The following is a 22,018-nucleotide window of genomic DNA, read 5'->3' as shown; positions in this document are numbered from 1 at the left end:
ATTATCGCTATTTAACCTGGTCTATTGTTAAGATCAGGCTTTCAAACGCGTTTTTAACCGGCCAGGCAATACCTATATTCATTAAAAAATCGCCTTTATATACGGTGCCTTTATCATTAGCATCGGCTGCGCTTTTAACCAAGTATTCCTTATCAGGCCATAAACCTTCCAGTTTAAGGATGTTCGACCCCCTGTCTGTTTCCTGGCTGCCACGCAGGTATACGGCCATGTTATAGCAAAACAGCACAGCCGTTTTGCCATCAACTGCATTATACTGCAAAGCACACCTGTTATGTTCAAAAGGTGAAACCAGTGGATATAAAACCCCTTGCTGCACCACAGGCCTTATCTTTTTGTACAAAGCTATTTTGCTTTTTGCCACTTCCTTTTCAGTCGGCGTCCATTTTCTGATATCGTTACCAATACCCAACACGCCCGACATAGAAACATCAAACCTGTAGTCCAGCGAAACTGGCTGATGGCGAGTAGTACCTGTTACCCAAGATACCATGGTATTTGCCGGTAAGGCATTTAAATATCCGTATTGGATATAAAGCCTGTCAATAGGGTCGGTATTATCGCTAAGCCATGTTTGGTCCATGCGTGAGAGCATACCCAGATCAACCCGGCCGCCGCCGCTGGAACAGCTTTCAAATAATACTTTCGGGAACCTTTTTCTCAATTCATCAACTAAACGGTACACATTACTGATATGCCTTATGCGTACCTCTTTTTGAATATTGGCCGGTGCGTTAGGCCAGCCGGGTTCGGTCAGCGCGTTGTTCTGGTCCCATTTAATAAAATCGATATCGTTTTCTGATAATAGTTTGGTTAAGGTTTTCAGCATATGCTGATAAACCTCTTCATTAGCGAAATTTAATATCTGGCGGAATTTATTCCCTTCGCGATGAGGAAATTGGAAGATCCAATCGGGATGGGCCTGCACTACATCACTATTGGGGTTAACGTTCTCGGGCTCCACCCACAGGCCAAACTTCATCCCCAGGTCATGCACCTGCTTAATAACCGGTGTAAGGCCATTGGGAAATTTATTCCTGTCAACCTCCCAGTTACCTAAACCACTTTGCGAGCGGCCATCGGTACGGCCCTTAAACCAGCCATCATCAATAGTAAATGTTTCAATACCTATTTCACTGGCAATTTTTGCCAGGTCTATTTGCTGCTTTTCATTCACGCTGTAATAGGCGGCTTCCCAACTATTGTAAATAACCGGCCGCAGATCATTACGATGCGCCGCCAGCAAAACATCGTTGCGTATATAAGCTGTTAAGCTTCGCGATGCTTCTGCAGGTCCGCCGCTGGTATAGCCAATTGTTAGTTTAGGCGTTTCCAGCGTTGTACCAGGCTGCAAATCCCAGCTGGTATCCCAAAAGTTAATACCACCAACCACCTGCACGGGGCCGTCAAATATTTTATCAAAAATCAAATCCCAGTTGCCGCTGTAATGTAACGATCCAAACCAGGTAGGCCCTGTTTTACTGTCGGTTGCGCTTTTTGGCCTTACCTGAAACCAGGGCGGGTTATGGTTGGATTTGAAGCCTTTATTATCAATAGTTTTTAAGCCGGGCGTAAGTTCGGTGTGCTGCAACTGAAATTCATTCAGGTCCCTGCCCGAAAGATGGGTAAGGATATAATCGTTAGCGGGCAATACCATACTGCCCGATTGCAGGTTATCAACCTTAATGCTACCCTTTTTGCCTGTGTTTTTTATTACCATCCACTTTTCAAGCACATCATATTCGGGCAGTACCCTGATGTATGAGGTAACTTCAAGCGGATAAAACCTATCTTTTTGTGTTATCTGAAGCGTGCTTTTTCCGTTAACGGTAATTATCTCTCCCTTCACATATTGCAGGTCGGCATCGCGCACGTTATCATTAAATACAACCTCCAGCACCGGCGTTTTAGAAGCACGACCGCCGCGCACGGGCACCTCCTCCAGCCCTTCGTACCAGGCGGCATTCTTTTTTAGAAATTCGGCCTGCTCCTTAGCGCCGTAATAACCTGGTTTTACCCGGCCATCGGCCGTTATGATCAATTGATAAACGGACGACTTTGTTTTAATGACCCAGCCGTTAGGGCTTTCGGTTTTAACAATAGCCTGATCATTGCCCTGCGCTATTGCCCCAAGGCATAAAAAAACAAGTATGCTGAATGTGAGTACCTTTTTTTTCAAGGCAAAGTATATCATGTGCATGTATTAAACGGATATTTTTACTTTACGGCCATAGGTATATCTGCCTTGTTTGCCATTCCAGTGGCCAAAATCGTAAACTACAAACAGTTCGTTATTTTTTGGTGTCTCTTCAACAGCCATATAATGTGTGGTATCAATTCCGCTGGTAAGGCGGGTTACCTGGCTCCAGGTTTCGCCATGGTCTAAACTAAATGCCAGGTAATTACCATTCCATGGGTGTGTCGGTATGGTCCAGCAAAGTTTAGCCGGGATACGTAGCCCAAAAGCCGCTACCAATATACCGCTGCGTGTTTCAATCAGGTCAGGGTCAACAACGGCGCCTATCAGTTCTTTTGAATCGGGCGTAACCAGCACACCTTTGCGTTTAATGTCTTTAAACATAGCTGCCCAATCGGCGGTTTTGTAAATATCAAGATCGGCATATACTAATGGCTTGGCCTTTGTCCAGGTTTTACCACCATCATCGGAATGATTGCTGTATAGTTCATACCCGGTACGCATCTGGCAAATTAAACGGCCTGCTTTTGGCCCTTTGGAAACCCGCGCAATAACCGGTTCACCAAAACCTTCGGTACCAACCTTCCGGTCTACGGCTACAGTTGATACATAATTCCAATGCTTGCCTTTATTTTTTGAGCGGAATAACATAACGCGGCTCTTTTTCATATTAGGCTGGTAATCAGACGGCTCGTCATCCCCTTTTTGGAAACCATAGATGGTGGTCAGCAAGTCGCCATCAGGCAGTTCCAAAATACGCCTGTGCAGGCGCATAGCTACGTGCGGCCGGCCGCCATCGTCGGATGAACCGTAGAATTCGGCATTAGGCATATCAAAAGTAATATCGAACGGGCCTTGCAGGGTTTTATAATCATCGGTAGATGTATACATTAAACCTGCACCCGTGTCTGGTTTATCGCCAGGCGTAACGTATGTTTCCAGCGCAATGATAGTACCATCTTTTAACTGGATGATCCCGCCTTCCATATCAACCCCATTATCGCCGGGTTTAAGCGGAAACTCATCCCAGTGTTCGCCGCCGTCCCTTGAAACAACCGTCGACATGGCAAACGGATAGTAGATCCTTTTTTGCGGGAGTGGCTTTTTCGAGTTTTGCGACTGCACGATCAAGGTTCCCTTACGGGTGCATAGCATTGACGGCTGCAAACCATCATTCAACACCATTACTTCTTTACCAAAAGTAAGCTTAACGCGTTTATCGGTAAGTACACTTTGGGGAACGTTATTTGGCAGCACCGGGGTTTGATAATTGAAAGGTGCGGCAAAACCTTTCATACGCATAAAAGGCAAGCCTGCTAGCAACAGCGATGTATTTTGCAGGAATTTTCTGCGCGAATTATTTTGAGTTGAGTTCTCCATAAAGAAAATTAGTTAGTTTATATTTATCTGATTATATAGTCTGTATATCTTTTTAGCCCTTGTTTATAGTAAGCTTAAATTTACGCCCGTAAGTGTACCGCCCGGTTTTGTTTCCGCGGAAGCCAAAATCGTAAGCCACAAACAATTCATTATCGGCCGGCATCTCTTCTACCGACATATATTGAGTGGTAGCTATACCCGATGTAAGCTGTTCCACATGGCTCCAGGTATCGCCGTGGTCGAGACTAAAAGCCAGGTAATTACCATTCCATGGGTGTGTTGGGTTTATTTTGTGCGCACGCGCCGGGATACGTACACCAAATGCGGCAACCAATACACCGCTGCGCAGTTCTATCAGGTCAGGGTCAACCACGGCGGCAATAAATTCGTTAGGGTTTTCGGATATTAATTGACCTTTGATCCTGACATCTTTAAACATTTCGGCCCAAAGCCCGGTCTTGTATACATCAATATTAGCAAACATGTGCGGGCTTTTCCGCCAGGTTTTGCCGCCATCGTCAGATATCGATTTGTACAATTCGCGCCCGGTGCGCATCAGGCATATCAGTCTTCCTGCTTTAGGGCCTTTAGATACCCGTGTAAGCACGGCTTCGCCAAAGCCCTCGGTACCTATACCAAAGCCAGCCGCAACGGTTGCTACAAAATCCCAGTGTTTACCTTTGTTTTTAGAACGGAAAAGCATTACCCGCGTTTTTTTCATACTGGGTATATATCCCGAAGGCTCGTCATCGCCGTGCTGCCAACCGTACATGGTGGTCAGCAAATCGCCGTTGGGCAATTCAATAATACGCCGGTGCAGGCGCATGGCAACCTGCGGCCGGCCAGTATCATCTGCCGAACCATAAAAGTTGGCATCGGGTATATCAAATGTAATATCGACCGGGCCCTGCAAAGTTTTAAAATCATCGTGCGATGTAAACATCAGTCCCTTACCCGTGCTGGGGTTTTCGCCCGGTACCACATATGTTTCCAGGGCCATTATCGAACCATCTTTCAGTTGCACCACGCCGCCTTCCATGTACACGCCGTTATCGCCCTCTTTCAGCTTAAATTCCTGCCAGCTATTACCGCCGTCCCTTGACACTACCGTGCGCACGGCGAATGGATAAAATATACGCTCCTGCGGATAAGGCGTTGCCGATAACCACGACTGGACAACGAGGGTACCAGTTGTGGTACATAACATGGTAGGCTGTAGGCCATCGTCCATTATCAGCACTTCGGGATTGAAACTAAGTTTTATCCGTTTATCTGCCAGGATAGTTTTGGGGATGTTGTTTGGTAACACAGGCGGTTTGGCATAACAGGCAGCGGCGAAAGAATTAAGCCTTACCAGCGATGCGCCCGCCAATAACAATGAGGTATTTTGCAAAAATTTTCTGCGCGAATGGGCAGTATCATTATAATTATTCATTGTTATTTATTTTTATTCATTTACCGTATAAATAGTGCGGATATTTCCACTGCATATTCGCAGATATCTTCATGGTATCATTTTCCTGTTTTAACATTTTTAGCTTTTCAGGAAACCGTAATGGGTCGTTGGTATTTTCCTGCCACTTAAAAATTTCGTTCAACAACCGCCTTTTTATTGCGGCATATTTTGGGTTGGCAGACAGATCATTAAACTCCCAGGGGTCGTTTTCCAGGTCGTATAACTGTGCCCTGGCAGGGTTAAGCCAATCGGTATATATTTTACGGGTTAATGGCGCCGCTGTTTCTAATTCTTTCATGGTAGGGCTGCCGCCAAGGGCTTCCGCGCGTTTGCTATCCTGCATATATAAGGCGGCAACGGGGTTCTTGGTATCTAATAATGAGTAGTTTAACTTATAGCGGGCATTGCGCACAGCACGCCGAGGGTAAAACATATCTAACTGGTCGATATTCTTCTCTGTAAACAAATACCGGCGAAAATTTGCATCAGGGTTCTTAAATAGCACCGTCAGACTTTTGCCGGTGACCTCTTTGGGTATCGGTACGCCAGCCAGGTCAAGCACCGTAGGCACGATATCTATAGTGGAAACCAGTGCATTAGATTGTTTTCCTTTTACTATTTTACCTGGCCACGATATCATAAATGGTATCTTTGTAGACACTTCATAGTTATCAAATTTGCCGCGGGCCATTTCATCGCCATGGTCTGAGAGGAAAAATACCAGGGTGTTATTCTCTTTTCCCGAATTATGCAGCCTGTCCATCAATTCGCCCACGCACTCATCCAGTCGTAACATACAGTTATACAGGCTTGTACAATATTGCCTTAGTCTTGGGTTATCCATATGCAGGTATTCGAACGTGGTAACTTTATCAGGCGTAACCTTATGTTTTGGGCGCCCCTCCACATCGTCCTGAAAAGGCCAATGCGTATCGGGGAAATTCACCATCAGGAAAAAAGGCTCATCGCCAGCCTTCATAAATTCCTCAGCATCATCAGCGTAACGCGCAAGGCCTTTCTTCTCGTAATTAGGGCTGGTTATGGGATGATAATCAATTGGGAAAATAGAATCGGTCATTACATGCAGCTTGCCGATCATTCCCGTACGGTACCCTGTTTGCTTAAGTAACTGGTAAATAGTTTTTACAGGGACAGCATAATGAAAACCAAATGTAGTAAGACCAAAATGCCCGGTTTGATGCGGATACAACCCGCTAAGAATAGTACTTCGGGATGGACTGCAAACCGATTCGGACACATAGGCATTTTTAAATATTATCCCATTTTTAGCAATATTATCCAGGTTTGGTGTTTGAATTACCTTATCGCCATAGCACGAAAGGTGTGGGCCATGATCTTCAGAAACGATGAGTAAAATATTAGGCCGTGTATCTGCGGGCCGCTTTTTTGTGAAGGATAAAGTAACCACAGCCAAAAGCAAAGCCCCTGTAGTAACTGCACCCCATGTTTTTTTACTCATCATTTTCATATGCAATGTTTATTAAGGTTTCCAGAATGTTGACCCTAAAAAATATTTTCCAAAGAGGTTAAAATAATATACCGTCATTACCCGCCCGTCCGGCATTTCCAATGATTCGGGATAGCCTTCGTCCCAGTTTATAAAATCACTGCGTAATTGCACTTCGGTTTTTATGTCCCAGGTTTTACCATTATCGCTGCTAAAACATGCCCTTATACCGCCCGGTTCAACATGGCGGCCTACCCCCTCGCGGACACCATAGCTGGCCATTATTCTGCCGTCTGACAGCTGGATCAAATCAACCGGGTGGCCGATCATGTCTGTTTTAAATGCCGGTACCCATGTTTTGCCATTATCGTCAGAATAGGTCATCATAATGGCATTCTCATCGGCATGGGTACGCAGACCGGCTATAATGCGGCCTGTTTTGGTACGCACTATTCCAGGTTCAACCAACCCACCAAATTTACCATCCGGGTCTCCTGCTATGGTTGAAACATATTTCCAGGTTTTACCTTTATCTGTCGATTTTAGTAATACCGAGCCGACGTTATGTGAATTACCGTTTATCCCGTATCCAATTACACCCATAATGATTGAACCGCCAGGCATTTCAATTGGTGCATCAGTAGGCCCTTCCACGCCTGAAAAAGGCATACCCTTTATATTCAAAAAAGTAGGTTTTGACCAGGTTTTACCATTATCTGTTGATGAGATAAACTCGGTACCAAGGCGCGGCCTGTCAAGTTCGGGCAGTTTTACTTTGCCATTCCAGTTGTAAGTCCCATCAGGGATATAATGGTCATTATAGAATACACCAACTACGATGGTTCCGTCTTTCAGTTGTATCCCGCAACCTTCACGTTCATCAAGGTCTTTTGTACCAATAATAGTTTGTTTTTCGCCCCAGGTTTTGCCGCCGTCTTTCGATCGCAGCATAATTACATCACCATCATTAGCAAAGTGCTCGGTAGCTTCCCTGGCCATAATCAGGATATCGCCGTTCTTTAGCCTGATCAGATCTGCCGGGTGTAAGTGCCGGTAACCATCGGTATAGATGATATGCTCTTCAAATTTATCATTACCCAGCATTTTGCTGTAAAGCCTGGTGGCCAGGATGTGGGTCTGCTCGTTAAGGTTATTAATATCCTGCTGCATGCCGTCCAATTGTGCTTTTAAACTGGCAATTGTCCCTGCGCTTAATACATCTTTGCGGTTTTTAACCATAAACCAGCCATTGTGCCATCTTTCAAACGGTAAAATTTCTACTTCAATAACAGCTGCCTTACCAGCCTCAACTGCCGATGCAGGCACGCTTAATTCATAAATACCGCTGATACCGTTTAAATCGAATTCCCTATGCGAACTGGTGTAAGGGAATTCCACACGCTTACTAATAAATTTAAGCTCGTAGTCACCTTCTTTCCAGGTATAATCCAATTGCCTGCCTAAGGTGAAGGTTAAGGCATATTTGCCGTTAACAGTTAATTTCACCTGTGGCCCGATAGAAATTTCGGCAGGCAAAACCGAGCTTGAACCAATAAACGCAAAGGTTGTCGCTTGTTTTTCCGGCACTACGGCTGTTTTCCACGACAGGATATTTTTTTTCATTTGTCCGGGAGCCCACCAACCGGCTGTCATATAGCCTTTTGATGCTCCCCTAAAATCCCTGACAGTCCCTTTGGTATTCGCGTTGTAACTAAACTGCACCGAATCAAAGCCTTCAACCTTTTGTTTTTCCTGTGCAAAAGCTCCCATGCATATGAATAAGCACATGACAGGCAGCCATAATTTATTTTTTACCATTATTGACAATTTTATTTTTGATGATTAGCTTGTTTGAGATAGTTCCAGAATTTCCTGTCCCAAAACCGGCAGATTAAGTTTTATTGCCCCATTAATTAATGCTTCGCCGCTATATACACCCAGTTTTTTGTTTGCAAAATGTGCAGTAACCACATATTTCTTGTTGCGGTTGGCCCAGGGTACGTTTATGAAACGTGCGGCTTCCCCGCCATTACCGCGGATCACTACCACCACACCGTAGCCTTTATCGTTTAGTTTGCCCCACCAATGCCAGTCGGTATCTGTAGGCACAGGCACGCCGCTAAATTGAAAATGCCCATATATATCATATTTACTTTGCAGCATTTTTAAAAGGTCGAACCGTTTGCGGTAGTGCAAAATATGCTCATCGGTAAGTGACGACAGATCGCCTGCGAAAACGGTAGGCCCCCCCATTAACCAGCTGCAGATCTGCCGGTCCTGGACGGCCGGGGTTAAACTACCTTTCACATTTACGGCATGTGCCGCATAAAACTCTATCCCATAAGCAGGTAACCCGCGATGATCGAAAAACCGGTGCCTTGCCTGTTCACAGCTTTTAATTAAGTCCGCGCGAAGCTTTAACGGATCATAAGGCCAGTCCTGGCTCACCCGTTTTGAACCATTGCCCGCACCTAAATAAGTATTAGGGGTAGTATGGAAAGCGCAGGCATACTTAAGTACAGCTATATCGGCAGGGGGACCGGGCGTACGCCAATAAATTTCGTGTGTAACCTGTGTCCATAGCTCTGGGGTTGTTTCGGCGAGTTGTTTATTAACTTCCAGTAACCCGCGCAGCCCCCGCAGTAGCGATTCCTTTTTGGTCCGGCTATCATGGCCATCCGCAATATCACCTTTGCTGATATTGGTTAAGTCCATCTTTACGTAACTCATACCATAGCGGCCATACATATAAGCCAGGTCATTAGCAAAATAATTGCGCCAGTTACTTGCAAAACTCATCCCGTACCCACGTTTGGTATTGGTGAACAACGGCAGGTTACGTCCATCAGGCATGGCCACCAGGTCTTTAGCATCCGTGCCACGGAAGCATGAAATCCACAAACCCAGTTTCAATCCTTTTGAAATGATATACTTACAGGTAGCATCAAAGTCCGGAAAGCGTGCGGGGTCGGCTTCAGAGCCACCAGGGCTTGGTGTTTTGGCCCAGCCTTCATCCAGTTGAAAAGTAATAAAGCCTATACGTTGGGCTATGTCAGCTTGCTGGCGCATGTTTTGGTCGGTAAGATCAACCAAAAAGTTGGTGTAAGAACACCATATGGGTGCCGGAAGCGCGGTTGATGAACCACGCAGACCTACACAATTTTTTAAGAAATTTTTAAATGGTCTTTCGGTAGCGCGGTCCAGCGGTGTTGATATGCCTGAAATTGTTTTCAGTACATCTCCACTATAAGCAAAATGAAAAACAGGTTCAGATATAAAGCTTTCTGACGGGCCTATCACCCACTCAAAAAACTCGTCGGTGTAGCCCATGGCGCCGTTCTTTTTTATTTTTCTTGTAGCCGATGGAATTTCACTCGCGGCAATTATGCCCAGGGTGTTTTGCTTATTACTGAATGATATAATGCTGCTTTCCGCGCCTTGTTCTTCGGGGGTAAGTGGTATGGCGTTGGCGTACTCTGATGCCAGATTGATATCATCGATAAACAGTTTATCTATTTTAAGCCATAAAGCACTGTTATTACTAACCGATATCCATTTACGGATAGCTGGGTAGCCATCATATATTTCATAGTAAACATTTATAGCAAGGCCATTTAAATCATTCGCGGATAGAGATAGCGCTGTTATATTTAAACGGGTTACCCCAGGCTTGGGCTGATTAATATTGGTATCAACAATTTTGAACCTATCCGAAAGTATTTTGCCGTTTATTTGGCACACTTCATTCCATTGTACCGGCTGGTTATCGGCCTTATCAGTTACTGCTGAATTATCAGCCCAAATTAGTTTACCCTCATTGGTCAGCTTCAGACCGGCTGGGCGTGTATTTGGAGTAGCTTTGTAAATACTAAACTGAAAATCGTTAGCCGGACCCGATAATATTTCTGTCCCGTTTACACGCAGCCGTTGGATTATGAAGTTATTATTGCTGATATCAATTTGACGAGCTAATATCCCGGCTGTAATATTTATTTTTTTGTCAGTGATACTTATGTCATAAACACCACCAGGCGATGACATTGGGGTTACTATGTTTTCCGCAGATGAATGCTCAACAGCAATTGCATTGCTTAAACCGGCCAAAGGAATAGCTGCACCGATTAATGATGTTTTCTTAATAAAATCCCTGCGCGACCGGCTTTCATTGCTCATATTCAATTGTCTTTTAAGTCTGATGGTGAAAGTGCATTAAGTAGCTGCTCGCCCTTGCTAAGTCGTTCTACGTTTTGCACGAAAATGTCCCAAACCCGCTCCAAAAACTTTGGGCTAAGGCTTGATCCTGATATATGCGGCGTGAAGATCACGTTCGGCATGCCCCACAGCGGATGTTCGGGCGGGGTTGGATAATAGTAATGTGTATCCAGCGCAGCGCCTGCAATCCAGTTATTTTTTAACGCTTTTATCAGGGCTTGTTCGTCAACCAGTGGGCCGCGGGCGGGGTTCAACAGGTAGGCAGTTGGTTTTAGCATTTTAAGTTCAGCCTCGCCGACAATTCCCTGGTTGGTATCGGTTTGTGGCATTGCTATAATTAAAAAATCGAGCCCTTTTAAAAAGGCTTCCTTTTCATCCATTAAAAAAACCTTATCGGGAAGTATGCCTTCCTTATCGCTGGTACCCTCAACGCTGTATATATCATTGCGTGGTTTTACCCCACTCCTGCTTAGTACATGCACAGTCATTCCCAAAGCCTTTACCTGGCGGGCGGTTTCGCGGCCTATACCGCCATAACCCCATATGCCAACAACACTACCCCGTATTTCGTGCTGGAAACGTGCGGAGCGGTCCCATATGGCATTATCCTGGTTGTGCATCATGCCGCGCATATCACGGGCAAGATTTATCATCATCGCCACATTCCATTCGGCAATAGGCACATCAAATACACCTAACGCGTTGCTTGCTTTTACCCCTCGTCCATTTAACCCGATGCCCATCAGTTGCTTATATCCTGCTGAACTGATTTGGACAAACTTTAACTTCTCCATTTCTGCGTGGTTCTCTGGTGGAAAAGTGCAAAACAGCACATCGGCGTCAGCGATCAATTCTTTAGGCAACGGTCTTACCCTTTCTTCGGGTGGATTTACCAACTTTACATTTACACCAGCTATGCCCTTCAGCTTTTGTAGCGAAGGTTCGTGTACAGGCATATCAATCAATATGTTCATAGCCGATGTTATTTGGTTAAAATTTTACCGGGCACGCTGTTAAATTCGCCGGTGCCGCGCTCAAACGGGAAGCGTTTTATAGTGGCTTCAGTAAGCTCAATACCTAAGCCCGGTTTTTCTGGTGGTAACGCATAGCCATTTTTTATTTGCAGGCTATCGCCAATCACCTCGCTGTGCAATGGCCCATAAGCCGGCGCCACTTCCAGTATCGTTGTATTAGGGCAGGCAAAACCACAATGCACATTCTGCATTTGCGATGCGCCTGCGCCCCAGGCATGCGGTGCTATTTTGCGCCCGGTTTTATCTAAACTGGCGGCTACCTGCATAAATTGGTCTAACCCGGCTGTAAAAGAAGCATCCGGCTGACCGATGTGGAAGCTTTTCTGTTCTATAAATGTCTGCCATTCACAAACAGCGGTTAAACATTCACCGCCCGCAATAGGCGTTGTGGTGTTTTTACACAATTCGCTATAAAGATCAGGGCAGGTATAATGTAATGGTTCTTCAAGGAAATATAAGTTAAATGGCTCCATCGCCTTAGCTACTGCCGTAGCTGTTTCCAATCCCCAGGTGGTTACAGCGCTATTGCCCATGTGGGCATCCATCATTAGCCACAGGTTATTACCAAATTGCTGACGTAGATAAGCCATTTTCTCCGATTCCAGGTCGGCAGCCTCGTTAGCATCCGATGGAATGTTGAAGCCCTGGTCTTTATAATATGCACCAGCCCCTATCTTCATCCCGTTAAAACCTAAGGAATTATAAAAATCTATTTTACCTGCCAATTTATCCAGCGGGTAGTTACTTGGCCCGCCGGTGGCGTAGCAGGGCAATTTATCATGGATAATTGTAGGCGTAGTGAACTCCGGTTTCCATTTTTTCTGCAGCAGTTTCCATACCGGCAGGTTTTCTTGTTTTCCCTTCAAATCCCACAGTGCGGCTTCAATACCGCAAAGTACTATGGCGCCCAAGCCAACACGGCACCAAAAATTGCCGCAATGGTACATTTTTGCCCAAAGGCCCGGGATATCATCAACGTTATTGCCTAAAAGTATAGGTTTAAAAAACTCTACTATTTCGGGCACACCCTCCGGAAAAAAATATCCCGCATAAGTCTCTCCAAGCCCGGTTAAACCGCTATCGGTTTTTATCTCAATAAAAGCCGCACTGCGTACTTTACGTGCCTCTGAAAGGTAGGGGTCATTGGTACAGGGGCCGGTAAGCAAAATAGTTTTTACGTCAACAATTTTCATCTGATAGAAACATTACCCGGTAACATTACACCGGCGTGGTACTAATCAAATTTAAACTAACGGGATAAGCATTAATAATACTTTCATTTGTATTGATAGTACTTTTTTGTAAGATGCCATTGTAGGCTAATTGGGTTTGACTGTAACCTGACGAACTTTAATCGCTTTCCTGATATTCCCATCAGGAGTTTTATATTTAAAATCCGAATAAACCATCAGGAAAGAATCCTCACCGGTAGGGATCAAACCAGTATAGCCGCAGGAAACCTCATCCTTTTCATTTACAAACGGCAGCATTTCAAACGGTTCGGTCCAGGTGTCACCTTTACCATTTTCAGAGAACCGTAGTTGTACCCCGGGTCGACCCGAGCACAGCACCACCACCCCGTTATCTAATTGTAACAACCGCGGTAAAACGCCATTTGCCGCAATAACCCGGGGCTTGGTCCAGGTTTTACCCATATCCTTTGAATAGCTGGCATACATTGGCCCAATGCCTACACCATCGGTAGTACGGATAACACATAAAAATGTCCCGTCTTTTAATATTTCAAATGCCGGCTCGGTAAAGCCCATACGTTTATTGCCTTTAACATCTGCAAGTGTATCTGCATGATAAGGTATCCTGCCTTGTATATACCAGGAATGCCCGTTATCTGTAGAGCGGTAAAAGAATACGCCCGACTTTGGATCTATAGTGCCATTATCCCTTATTAAACTACCAGGATATATACCTGCAATAACAGATCCATCATTGGCGATATGCATATCGCCCCACCAAACCACAGGCAACAGCCCTTTTGTGGTGTGCCTTGCAGCTTTAGCATCATATAATTTATCCTGCTCATCCTTCCATTCGGTTTCACCTTTTTTCAGGCGTTTAATATATACTGCCTGACAGTTGGCCGGTAAATCATTAAGCCGGTAATAGTTGTAAACTGTTTTGGCATTATAGGTATCGGTTGATGCGCCCGTTAATAAAGGTTTGGGCATATTCAGACTATCTGTTTTTATGGGTTTTGGGGTAAATATTTGCAGTTTGTCGCCATTAGGTAGTGTAACCTCGGGGGTTATTTCATCTTTTTCCTGCAAGTTCCATGTTTTACCGCCGTCTGCTGAAGTGGCAGAGCCCGAGTTATCCATGCCATAGGCCGACATAGCATCAGGTTTCATGTTCCATTTAGCTTGCAATAACCCGTTTTGCTTATAACCTATTTTGGGGAACTGGAAAAAGCCCCATTTTTCGGGTTTTGAGGCTACGCTTACTACTACAGGTTGGCCAAACAGGATATTAAATACGGGTTTATTATTGCGCTTATAGTTTATTTTTGTTACGCTATACACCGGTACGCCTTGTTCTAAGACAAGAGGAACAGACAACCGTGAGCCTGGTTCTTCGACAGTTTGTACATTATTAATTACTTTTTTTGAGGTATTACAGCCAAATAACAGGCAACCACAAACAAAAAACAATATGTCTTTTCTCATCATAGGTAGTTTACTTCCATCTTACTTATTAATCTGACGCAAATAACTGGTCTGAAACAGCATTTTATTCCAATCACCAGATAAACCCGAAATATGCTGATCCAGCTGCTACGCGGCCAACCTGACTGCTGCTATTTTATTACCGCGCCAATAATATTCAACAAACCAGTGGTAGTTACCACATTTGGGGTAATTACCGGTATTGATGTTGAGTTTGACGGCCCCTGGACTTTAAAGCCGCCTGTTAATAAGAAAGTAATATTTGTCCCTGCAATGGTTGTTACAGCCCCGTTATCAGCAATATTGATATTATTGATCCTTTTTGGAATGATATGGAGCTTCAAAATAGCAGCCAGGGTAAGCGGATTTTCAGCATTAATTGCTGCTACATTAGCGTACCCTGCAGCTTGTAATCCAGTGTTATTAACCGCAAAAACTGTATAGGTATGTAATGGGTCAGCCAGCATTGTTGCAAAATTAAATTTTGGATCGGCTGTACTGGCGCGTTGTATCAATGCATAAAACATGGTAAGTGTGGCATCAGTGTTAATACGATCTAATGTTGTTACCGTCACTGGCGTAGGCAACAACCTGGAAACCATATGCAAAACACCATTTTTAGCCATAATATTAGCAGGTACACCATTTCCAAAGGTTATCCCATTAGCATACCAAGCGGTTATATTTGTAGCCTGTGTAACAGTAGGGCTAATATTTCTATTTACTTTATCAAAATATATCGGGTTTCCGTTATAAGCCGTAACAGGCACGCTATCAAAAGCAGTAGTAAATTTAGCACCTGCAATTAAGTGATATTTTAAAATATTGCCTAAAACATCGGGCGCGGCAGCATTTATTGCTGCTATTGTAGCGTACCCACCATCAATAAAAGCACCATTATTAGGGGCCAGTAATGTATAAGGAGTCGTTCCGGTGAGCAACGCTGTAAAGTTTGTACTGCCTGTGCTGGCGCGTGCAATGGCCGCCGCCAAATAAGTAAGTTGCGCATTCCCTGAATTTACATAGGTATTTATGGCATCATTTAATGTTGCTTTTGATGTCAATAAGGTATTAGTAACGTTTAAAAATCCGTTTGTTACAGGCATGCTTGGATTAAGGATATCCCCGCCGTTTACATACTTTAAATTCCCTATTTTTTGCAGATTAAGACTGAACCCGCTTACTGCAGTTGCGTTTTGACTGGTACTTAACGTATTAACATCAATTTTACCTGAAACGATATGATTTTTAACCAATACGGCTACATCGGCGCTTAGCATTGCTTGCAGTACTGCTGCTGTATAGCCTGCATTAATAAATGCCGAATTAGTAGGGGCAAATATGGTATACTCGTCTTTTCCACTTAACATATCTGCTAAACCTGCTTTATCAACTGCTGATTTAAAGGTGGAAAAATTACCATCGTTGCTTATAATTTCATAAGGTGTGCCTGTAGCTGATGGATAATCATACGAGGTCAGCTTTTTGCAGGCTGTTATATTGATTACAAATATGGCCATTATGGCATACGCTATGGCCCTGGTTATATTAATTGCGATTTTCATACCATCTGTGTTATTTAACGGTGAAAGTAAATTCCTTTACCGTTGATTTTTCATCCCACTTATTAGCGTTTATAGCTTCAAATGTTGCTGTATAAGTTCCGGCAGTTGCATAACCCGCGAAAGTATAAGTGGTTAGCCTTGTTGTCGCACTGGTTTTAATACTTACACCTACAGCACGCGGCGCCCGGTCTAATTGTATAGGCTGACTGATCACCCAGTCCTCGTTGTCATCGGCATTAATGGCCCCACCGGTAAATGTTAATACGGTGGTAGTAACGTTCCATAAGTTTGCAGAATTTAATACACTTAACGTCCCCCAGGCAATCCCGTTAGTGGCAGCCTGTGCCGCTATAGGGATATTGGTACCATCGGCCGCAATATTATTAACAGCTAAATTTTTAATTGCCCACGTAGGTTGTGCAACAGCAGCGTCTTTTTTTGCGGTATACCTGAAAGCAATATATACCGGCACATTTGGCGTTAACTGATCGCTCAGGTCAATTACACCCGATGGTGTATTATCCACTCCTGTCGATAAAGTTGCACGCGAGGTAATATCTGTCCACGTTGCCTTCTGCAAATTATCTATATCATAAACATTGGTGAAATCCCTGGACACCAGCACACTGAGCGTATTGGTTTGGGTACTTGCACCCGTACGGTATGAGGTAAACTGCATTTGTGGTTTACCGTTAGCTGTAATCCGGTCCTTATACCTGTATTCCGCCCCGCTGGCGCCCGAAAACAATGTCACTACATCAGCAGTACCTGTAAAGCTGAATACAATAGGCTCCCCCACATTAAAGGTGGTTTTGGCCACAGTTACATCAAAATTTGGTGTAAGTATGCTTTGCTTTTTACAAGATGAAAATACCAGTGCCACTACTGTTATAGCCAGGTAATATTTATATAGATATGTTGAATATTTTCTCATAATATAATGTGATTATTATTTACCAACCTTTGTTTTGCACCAGCAGCTTATTATACTGCAGTTCAGAAGCCGGCATTGGCCACAAAAGGTCGCGGTCTGATACCTTGTTTAAAGCGTTCACTGCAAAATAGGCACTGCCACTTGCGGTACCCCGGTTAGTTTCGGCAGGCGCAGTTGTATCAAGTATGTCTGATAGTAATCCCTTGATGCTGGATACAAAGATCCCCCATCTTATCAAATCCTGTTTTCTTAAAGCCTCCCCCGCCAGTTCGCGGAAACGCTCCATCTGTATTTCCTGTTGAAATGCGTCTTTAGATAAGCCTGCAGGTTCATCGGCTTCCGTAATATTGGTCGCACCTGGTAACATTTTGCCCCATCCCCTTTCCCGCACCTGGTTAATGCAGGAATAAGCTAACGCTGTAGGGCCGTTCAACTGATTTTCGGCTTCAGCCAACATCAATAAAACGTCGGAATAGCGCACCATTGGCCAGTTAATTGGGCTTTGACCAGAAACGGCATTAGGAAGCGGGCAATAGTATAACCTGAATTTGGCAAAATATCGCTCGTAAAGTTGTGCGGATGTAAAAAATGTTTTATTAGCAGGTAAGTCCGCAGTAGACACGTTACCAGTCCAAAACCATGGAGTGCAGGTCCAATCGCGGCGCAGGTCTTTATTGGCGCTATACGGGCCGTATGACAGAATTAACTTCCTGGTTACACCATATTGACCTGATGCATTACCGAAAGGCACGTTAGAGTTTCTAATACCATCCAGGTAACCAATATAACCTGACGCGGCCGAATTGCTGGCAACATAATTAAAATCAATTTCCCAAAGCGATTCCTTTTTGTCGATAATACCTGCTGCGTAGTTTATAAAAACCTGCGTAAAATCGGGGTTCAAAGCATGTTCATGCGAATCGACTACTTTCTGTGCCCAATTTTTGGCGTCCTGGTATTTTGAAACATCATTTAGGGGAAAACCAGCCATACTTAAGCAAACACGCGCCAGTATAGCCTCGACAGTAGTCTTAGCCGCATAACCAGCGCCACCATACATAGCGCTCGCCGTGGTTGGCACTAATGCTTCAGCCTCTGTTAAATCCTTTAACACCTGTGCATAAATATCCTTAATTGGCGAACCCGCCAGATTAACATCGTTAGGGTCTGCAGTGGGTGTTAACCGTAATGGAACCGGGCCCCATTCTTTTACTAACTCATAATAAAGGAAACCGCGTAAAAACAAACCTTCGCCACGTATAATCCCTCTTTGGGTTTCATCCATAGGTACACGTGGCAGGTTAACCAGTAAAATATTAATATATTGAATGGTTTGATATAGATAATTCCATCTAACAGCATATTGCGAGTTTGCTGCATCGATACCCAGGTTTGCTGGAAAATTCTGTGACAAATTGGTGTAACAATCATCGGTTGTTTCATACCGAAACTGATAAGTACCGCCATACATTTCTTTTTTTGTCAGCATTTGCCATGCTGCATTCAATGCCGCAGTCGCATCGGCTGCTTTGTTGAAATAAGTATCGGGTGATAAAAAGTCCTGAGGTTTGGTATCCAATATTTTTTTACATCCCCCGCAAATAATGGCAAGGGTGATAAAACTTGTGATGAATATTTTTTTCATTGCTTCAATAGTTTAATTAAAGGGTTAAATTGATACCACCTGTAATTGTGATAGGCCGTGGGTAGCTTGAATAATCTAACGCCGGGCTTAAGGCTGTTGAATAAGTTGACACTTCAGGATCATAGCCCTTATACCCAGTTAAAGTGATTAAATTTGCGGCAGAGATATATACCCTTAGCCTGGTAATATTATATTTTGATAGTAGTTTTTTTGAAAAATTATAACCGATATTAAATGTTTTCAAGCGGATATATGAGCCATCTTCAACATACCGCGTTGAGTATACCGAGGCGTTTTGCCCTACCCTTGCTATATCTGTGTTGGTGTTAGTAAATGTCCAGCGGTTAGCATAATCTGCAAAAGCGTTTTGGGGCCCGTAATTTGACCTGAACGTAATTTCACCACCAGTAAACCATATGCGGTTAGCGTTTATGATGTCATTCCCGTATGACCATTGGAAGAATAAGTTCAAATCGAAGTTTTTGTAACGGAAGTTATTACTCCAGCCTCCAACATGTATAGGGTAGCCATTGCCTATCACAGTTTTATCATTATCGTTTATAATACCATCGCCATTAATATCTTCGTATTTTTCCATGCCCGGCACCATTGATGCCCTGGTAACCGTTGGGCCGTTAAGCGGCAAGTTCCCTTTTAATGAATAAGTGCCATTTGGAAGTTTGTCAAAATCCTCTAATTGATATAACCCTTTAGATATGTAACCATATATCTGGCCAAGCGGGCCACCTATTTTTGATATAAAAGCCGGAACGGTTGTGAAGTTTGCATCCCAGTTTACAGCAGTTGTTATGCCCTCTTCTGTTGGGTCTGAGAGTGCTTCTAACCTGTTTTTATTGAATGATATATTAAAGTTGGTGGAGTATTCAAAGTTTTTATTTTTTATAATGTCGGCACCCAGCGAAATTTCAACACCCCTGTTACTTAAGCTCGCAATATTTTTCACAGTTGATGAATAACCAGTATTACCTGGTAACGGAGTGCGATAAAGCAGATCTTTAACTTTGTTTTTATAAATATCTACCGTTAAATTAATGCGGTCCTTAAAAAATCCTAAATCAAATGCCAGGTTTTGTTTCGTATCTGTTTCCCATTTCAAATTGGGGTTAGCAAGTGTTCCGGTTACAGCATTTAAACCCACTAAGCTGCCGTTTAAATATAACTGGCTTGTGAAATTTAAATTCGCGGCATAATCAAAATCACCCACACGGTTATTACCAGCAGCGCCATAGCTGGCCCTGATGTTGGCATCGGAGATAATGAATTGTTTTTTAAAGAATTTCTCCTCACTTATTTTCCATTTGATAGCCCCTGAAGGGAAATAACCCCACCTGTTATTTATGAATTTGGAACTACCATCGGCACGGAAAGTAGCAGTGGCATAATACTTACCCGCAAAATTATAATTGATACTTCCGAAACCCGATGTTAATGAATTACTTGATAGCCTGGCCGACGCGAGGTTTTGTTGTACGATACCTACGTCAATTCCGCTTATACCTAATGTTTCGTCGGGTATATTGGTTGCACCCAAGCCAAAGGTCTTGTAATTGGTTTGTTGAATGTCTGTACCCAATAGTACGTTTAAATGATGTTTTTGTCCAAATACGGCATTGTATTGAAGCAAATTAGTATTGGTATAGATATCTATATTCCCGTTCAAAACAGACCCATTAACACCCAAGGCGCTATACTGACCGCCGCTTCTGGTTTTACTATTATTAAATACTTCCTGCCGGTAATCGGTAGAGTTAATGGAACCCTTTATGGTTAGCTTTAAGTTTTTAAGTATATTATAATCTACGTATGCGCTGCCGATAATATTCTTATTGATCCTCTTCCTTAATTCATTTACATATGATATTACTGGGTTCAGTCGGCTGTCTGTTGGATAGGTATTTTCCGGGTCATATAATTGATCTTCTATCAATACATCGGAAAATGCCGGAATTGCTATAGGCCGATAAGTATATGCACTAAAAAACAATGAAGATGTTGCACCTGGTGATGGGTCGCCACCCGTAGTCATATTGTCGGTATAAGCTAAATATCCGCCCACCTTTGCTTTGCTGCCCACTTTCTGATCTATTGTTATCTTCCCCTGGTACCTGGTATAGTCTGACGCGAGGACGATACCTGTTTGTTTGATATAATTACCAGACATGGAATATATCGTATTGTCGTTACCGCCGGAAACGTTAATAGAATGATTATTAGATGTTCCTGTTCTTATCAACAGGTCCTGCCAATCGGTTCCCTTAACATTTCTATAACTTTCTAAAGTTTTGCCGCCGTTTAAGTACGGATTATTAGCGGCGCCAAATTGGTCGGAGGCTAACCGGACAAACTCGTAAGGGCTTAACAGTTTATAAAATTTATAGGGCTGGTTAATGCCATAATATCCATTATAATCAACCTTGGATGGGCCTTTTTGTCCTCTTTTTGTAGTAATAACAATTACGCCATTACCACCGCGGGCACCGTATATGGCTGTTGCCGAGGCATCTTTAAGTACCGACAAGCTTTCAATATTAGCCGGATCGATCATATTATTATCCGGGTTTTCAATCGGCACGCCATCAATAACATATAATGGCGAACTATCCTGGGTAAGTGAGCCCAGGCCACGGATGAGAATACTTGGAGATGAACCCGGCTTACCATCAGGAGATACTACCTGAACACCGGGTACACGGCCACCTAATGCTTCGGCAAATGATTGTACAGGCGCTTTTTGCAAGTCGGCCATGTTAACTGTGCTTATTGATCCCGTTAAATCCTTACGGGCGACCGATGTATAACCGGTTACAATTACTTCATTCAAACCTGTCAGGGCGTCTTCTAAGGTAATTGCAATTGTAGTTCTGCCGCCTATAACTACCTCCTGGGTTTTATAGCCGATAAAGCTAACCACCAATGTTTTATAGGAAGGGGCTGATCTGATCGAAAAATCGCCGTTATTATCAGTTATCGCACCTACCTGGGCGGCTTCTTTTACTTTCACGCTTACCCCTGGCAAGGTGTTCCCATTGGCATCCTTAACTGTCCCCCTGATAAAAGTTTGCGAAAAAGCAGTAAGTGATAAGATTAAAAGTATTAGAGATAACAGGCTTTTTTTATGGTTGTAAAATTGGAGCATATAATCCTGGGTTTATGAGTGAATAAGATTAGCATTCATGAAATATTGTATTGTAAAATAAGTTGGCTTACCAAATTTAATTTTAATTAAAACTGGCTTCTACTACTATTAATTAGATTTATGGTACTATTTTTCACAACCGTAATAAAAACGCTGATATCTAATTATTTATAGGCAGTAAGGGGATTAATTGGAATTTGCATAGCAAAAAAAAGCGGGCCCAATATATGGAGCCCGCCCAACCTTATTTATTAAATTAACCAACTAAATA

General features: G+C 43.4%; 13 protein-coding genes. All 13 read right to left on the bottom strand.

The window, feature by feature from the left end:
• Positions 1-7 precede the first annotated feature (7 nt).
• The 13 genes from IRJ18_RS07120 to IRJ18_RS07060 all read right to left on the bottom strand — a co-directional run bounded on the left by IRJ18_RS07120 (position 8) and on the right by IRJ18_RS07060 (position 21,747).
• Entirely contained in the window at positions 8-2,212 is a 2,205-nt protein-coding gene (locus IRJ18_RS07120) for an alpha-galactosidase (RefSeq protein WP_194105503.1), read from the bottom strand.
• A 9-nt stretch (positions 2,213-2,221) separates the two neighbouring features.
• Complete coding sequence (locus tag IRJ18_RS07115) at positions 2,222-3,595, bottom strand: sialidase family protein (protein ID WP_194105502.1); 1,374 nt, start codon at positions 3,593-3,595, stop codon at positions 2,222-2,224.
• A 52-nt stretch (positions 3,596-3,647) separates the two neighbouring features.
• The gene (locus tag IRJ18_RS07110; RefSeq protein ID WP_194105501.1) at positions 3,648-5,030 is read right to left on the bottom strand and encodes a sialidase family protein; all 1,383 of its coding nucleotides are present in this window, start codon (positions 5,028-5,030) and stop codon (positions 3,648-3,650) included.
• Positions 5,031-5,046: 16 nt separating this feature from the next.
• A complete protein-coding gene (locus IRJ18_RS07105; RefSeq protein WP_194105500.1) occupies positions 5,047-6,540 on the bottom strand; it encodes a sulfatase family protein in 1,494 nt (497 codons plus the stop codon).
• A 12-nt stretch (positions 6,541-6,552) separates the two neighbouring features.
• Complete coding sequence (locus IRJ18_RS07100; protein ID WP_228072606.1) at positions 6,553-8,289, bottom strand: sialidase family protein; 1,737 nt, start codon at positions 8,287-8,289, stop codon at positions 6,553-6,555.
• A gap of 72 nt (positions 8,290-8,361) precedes the next feature.
• The gene (locus tag IRJ18_RS07095; protein ID WP_194105498.1) at positions 8,362-10,692 is read right to left on the bottom strand and encodes an alpha-amylase family protein; all 2,331 of its coding nucleotides are present in this window, start codon (positions 10,690-10,692) and stop codon (positions 8,362-8,364) included.
• Positions 10,693-10,694: 2 nt separating this feature from the next.
• Entirely contained in the window at positions 10,695-11,705 is a 1,011-nt protein-coding gene (locus tag IRJ18_RS07090; RefSeq protein WP_194105497.1) for a D-2-hydroxyacid dehydrogenase, read from the bottom strand.
• Positions 11,706-11,713: 8 nt separating this feature from the next.
• Complete coding sequence (locus tag IRJ18_RS07085; RefSeq protein WP_194105496.1) at positions 11,714-12,958, bottom strand: mandelate racemase/muconate lactonizing enzyme family protein; 1,245 nt, start codon at positions 12,956-12,958, stop codon at positions 11,714-11,716.
• Between the two features lie 126 nt (positions 12,959-13,084).
• Positions 13,085-14,449, bottom strand: a complete 1,365-nt coding sequence (locus tag IRJ18_RS07080; protein WP_194105495.1) for a sialidase family protein — start codon at positions 14,447-14,449, stop codon at positions 13,085-13,087.
• A gap of 128 nt (positions 14,450-14,577) precedes the next feature.
• Complete coding sequence (locus IRJ18_RS07075) at positions 14,578-16,011, bottom strand: fasciclin domain-containing protein (RefSeq protein ID WP_194105494.1); 1,434 nt, start codon at positions 16,009-16,011, stop codon at positions 14,578-14,580.
• Positions 16,012-16,021: 10 nt separating this feature from the next.
• Positions 16,022-16,945: a DUF5017 domain-containing protein gene (locus IRJ18_RS07070; RefSeq protein WP_194105493.1), complete on the bottom strand. Its 924-nt coding sequence runs from the start codon at positions 16,943-16,945 to the stop codon at positions 16,022-16,024.
• Positions 16,946-16,964: 19 nt separating this feature from the next.
• A complete protein-coding gene (locus tag IRJ18_RS07065) occupies positions 16,965-18,590 on the bottom strand; it encodes a RagB/SusD family nutrient uptake outer membrane protein (protein WP_194105492.1) in 1,626 nt (541 codons plus the stop codon).
• A 16-nt stretch (positions 18,591-18,606) separates the two neighbouring features.
• Positions 18,607-21,747, bottom strand: a complete 3,141-nt coding sequence (locus tag IRJ18_RS07060) for a SusC/RagA family TonB-linked outer membrane protein (protein WP_194105491.1) — start codon at positions 21,745-21,747, stop codon at positions 18,607-18,609.
• Positions 21,748-22,018: the final 271 nt, after the last annotated feature.

This window comes from Mucilaginibacter boryungensis (genome assembly GCF_015221995.1).
GTDB classification, from domain to species: Bacteria; Bacteroidota; Bacteroidia; order Sphingobacteriales; family Sphingobacteriaceae; genus Mucilaginibacter; species Mucilaginibacter boryungensis.
The sequence above is the reverse complement of the archived record's forward strand: the minus strand, read 5'-3'. Positions and strand labels throughout refer to the sequence as shown.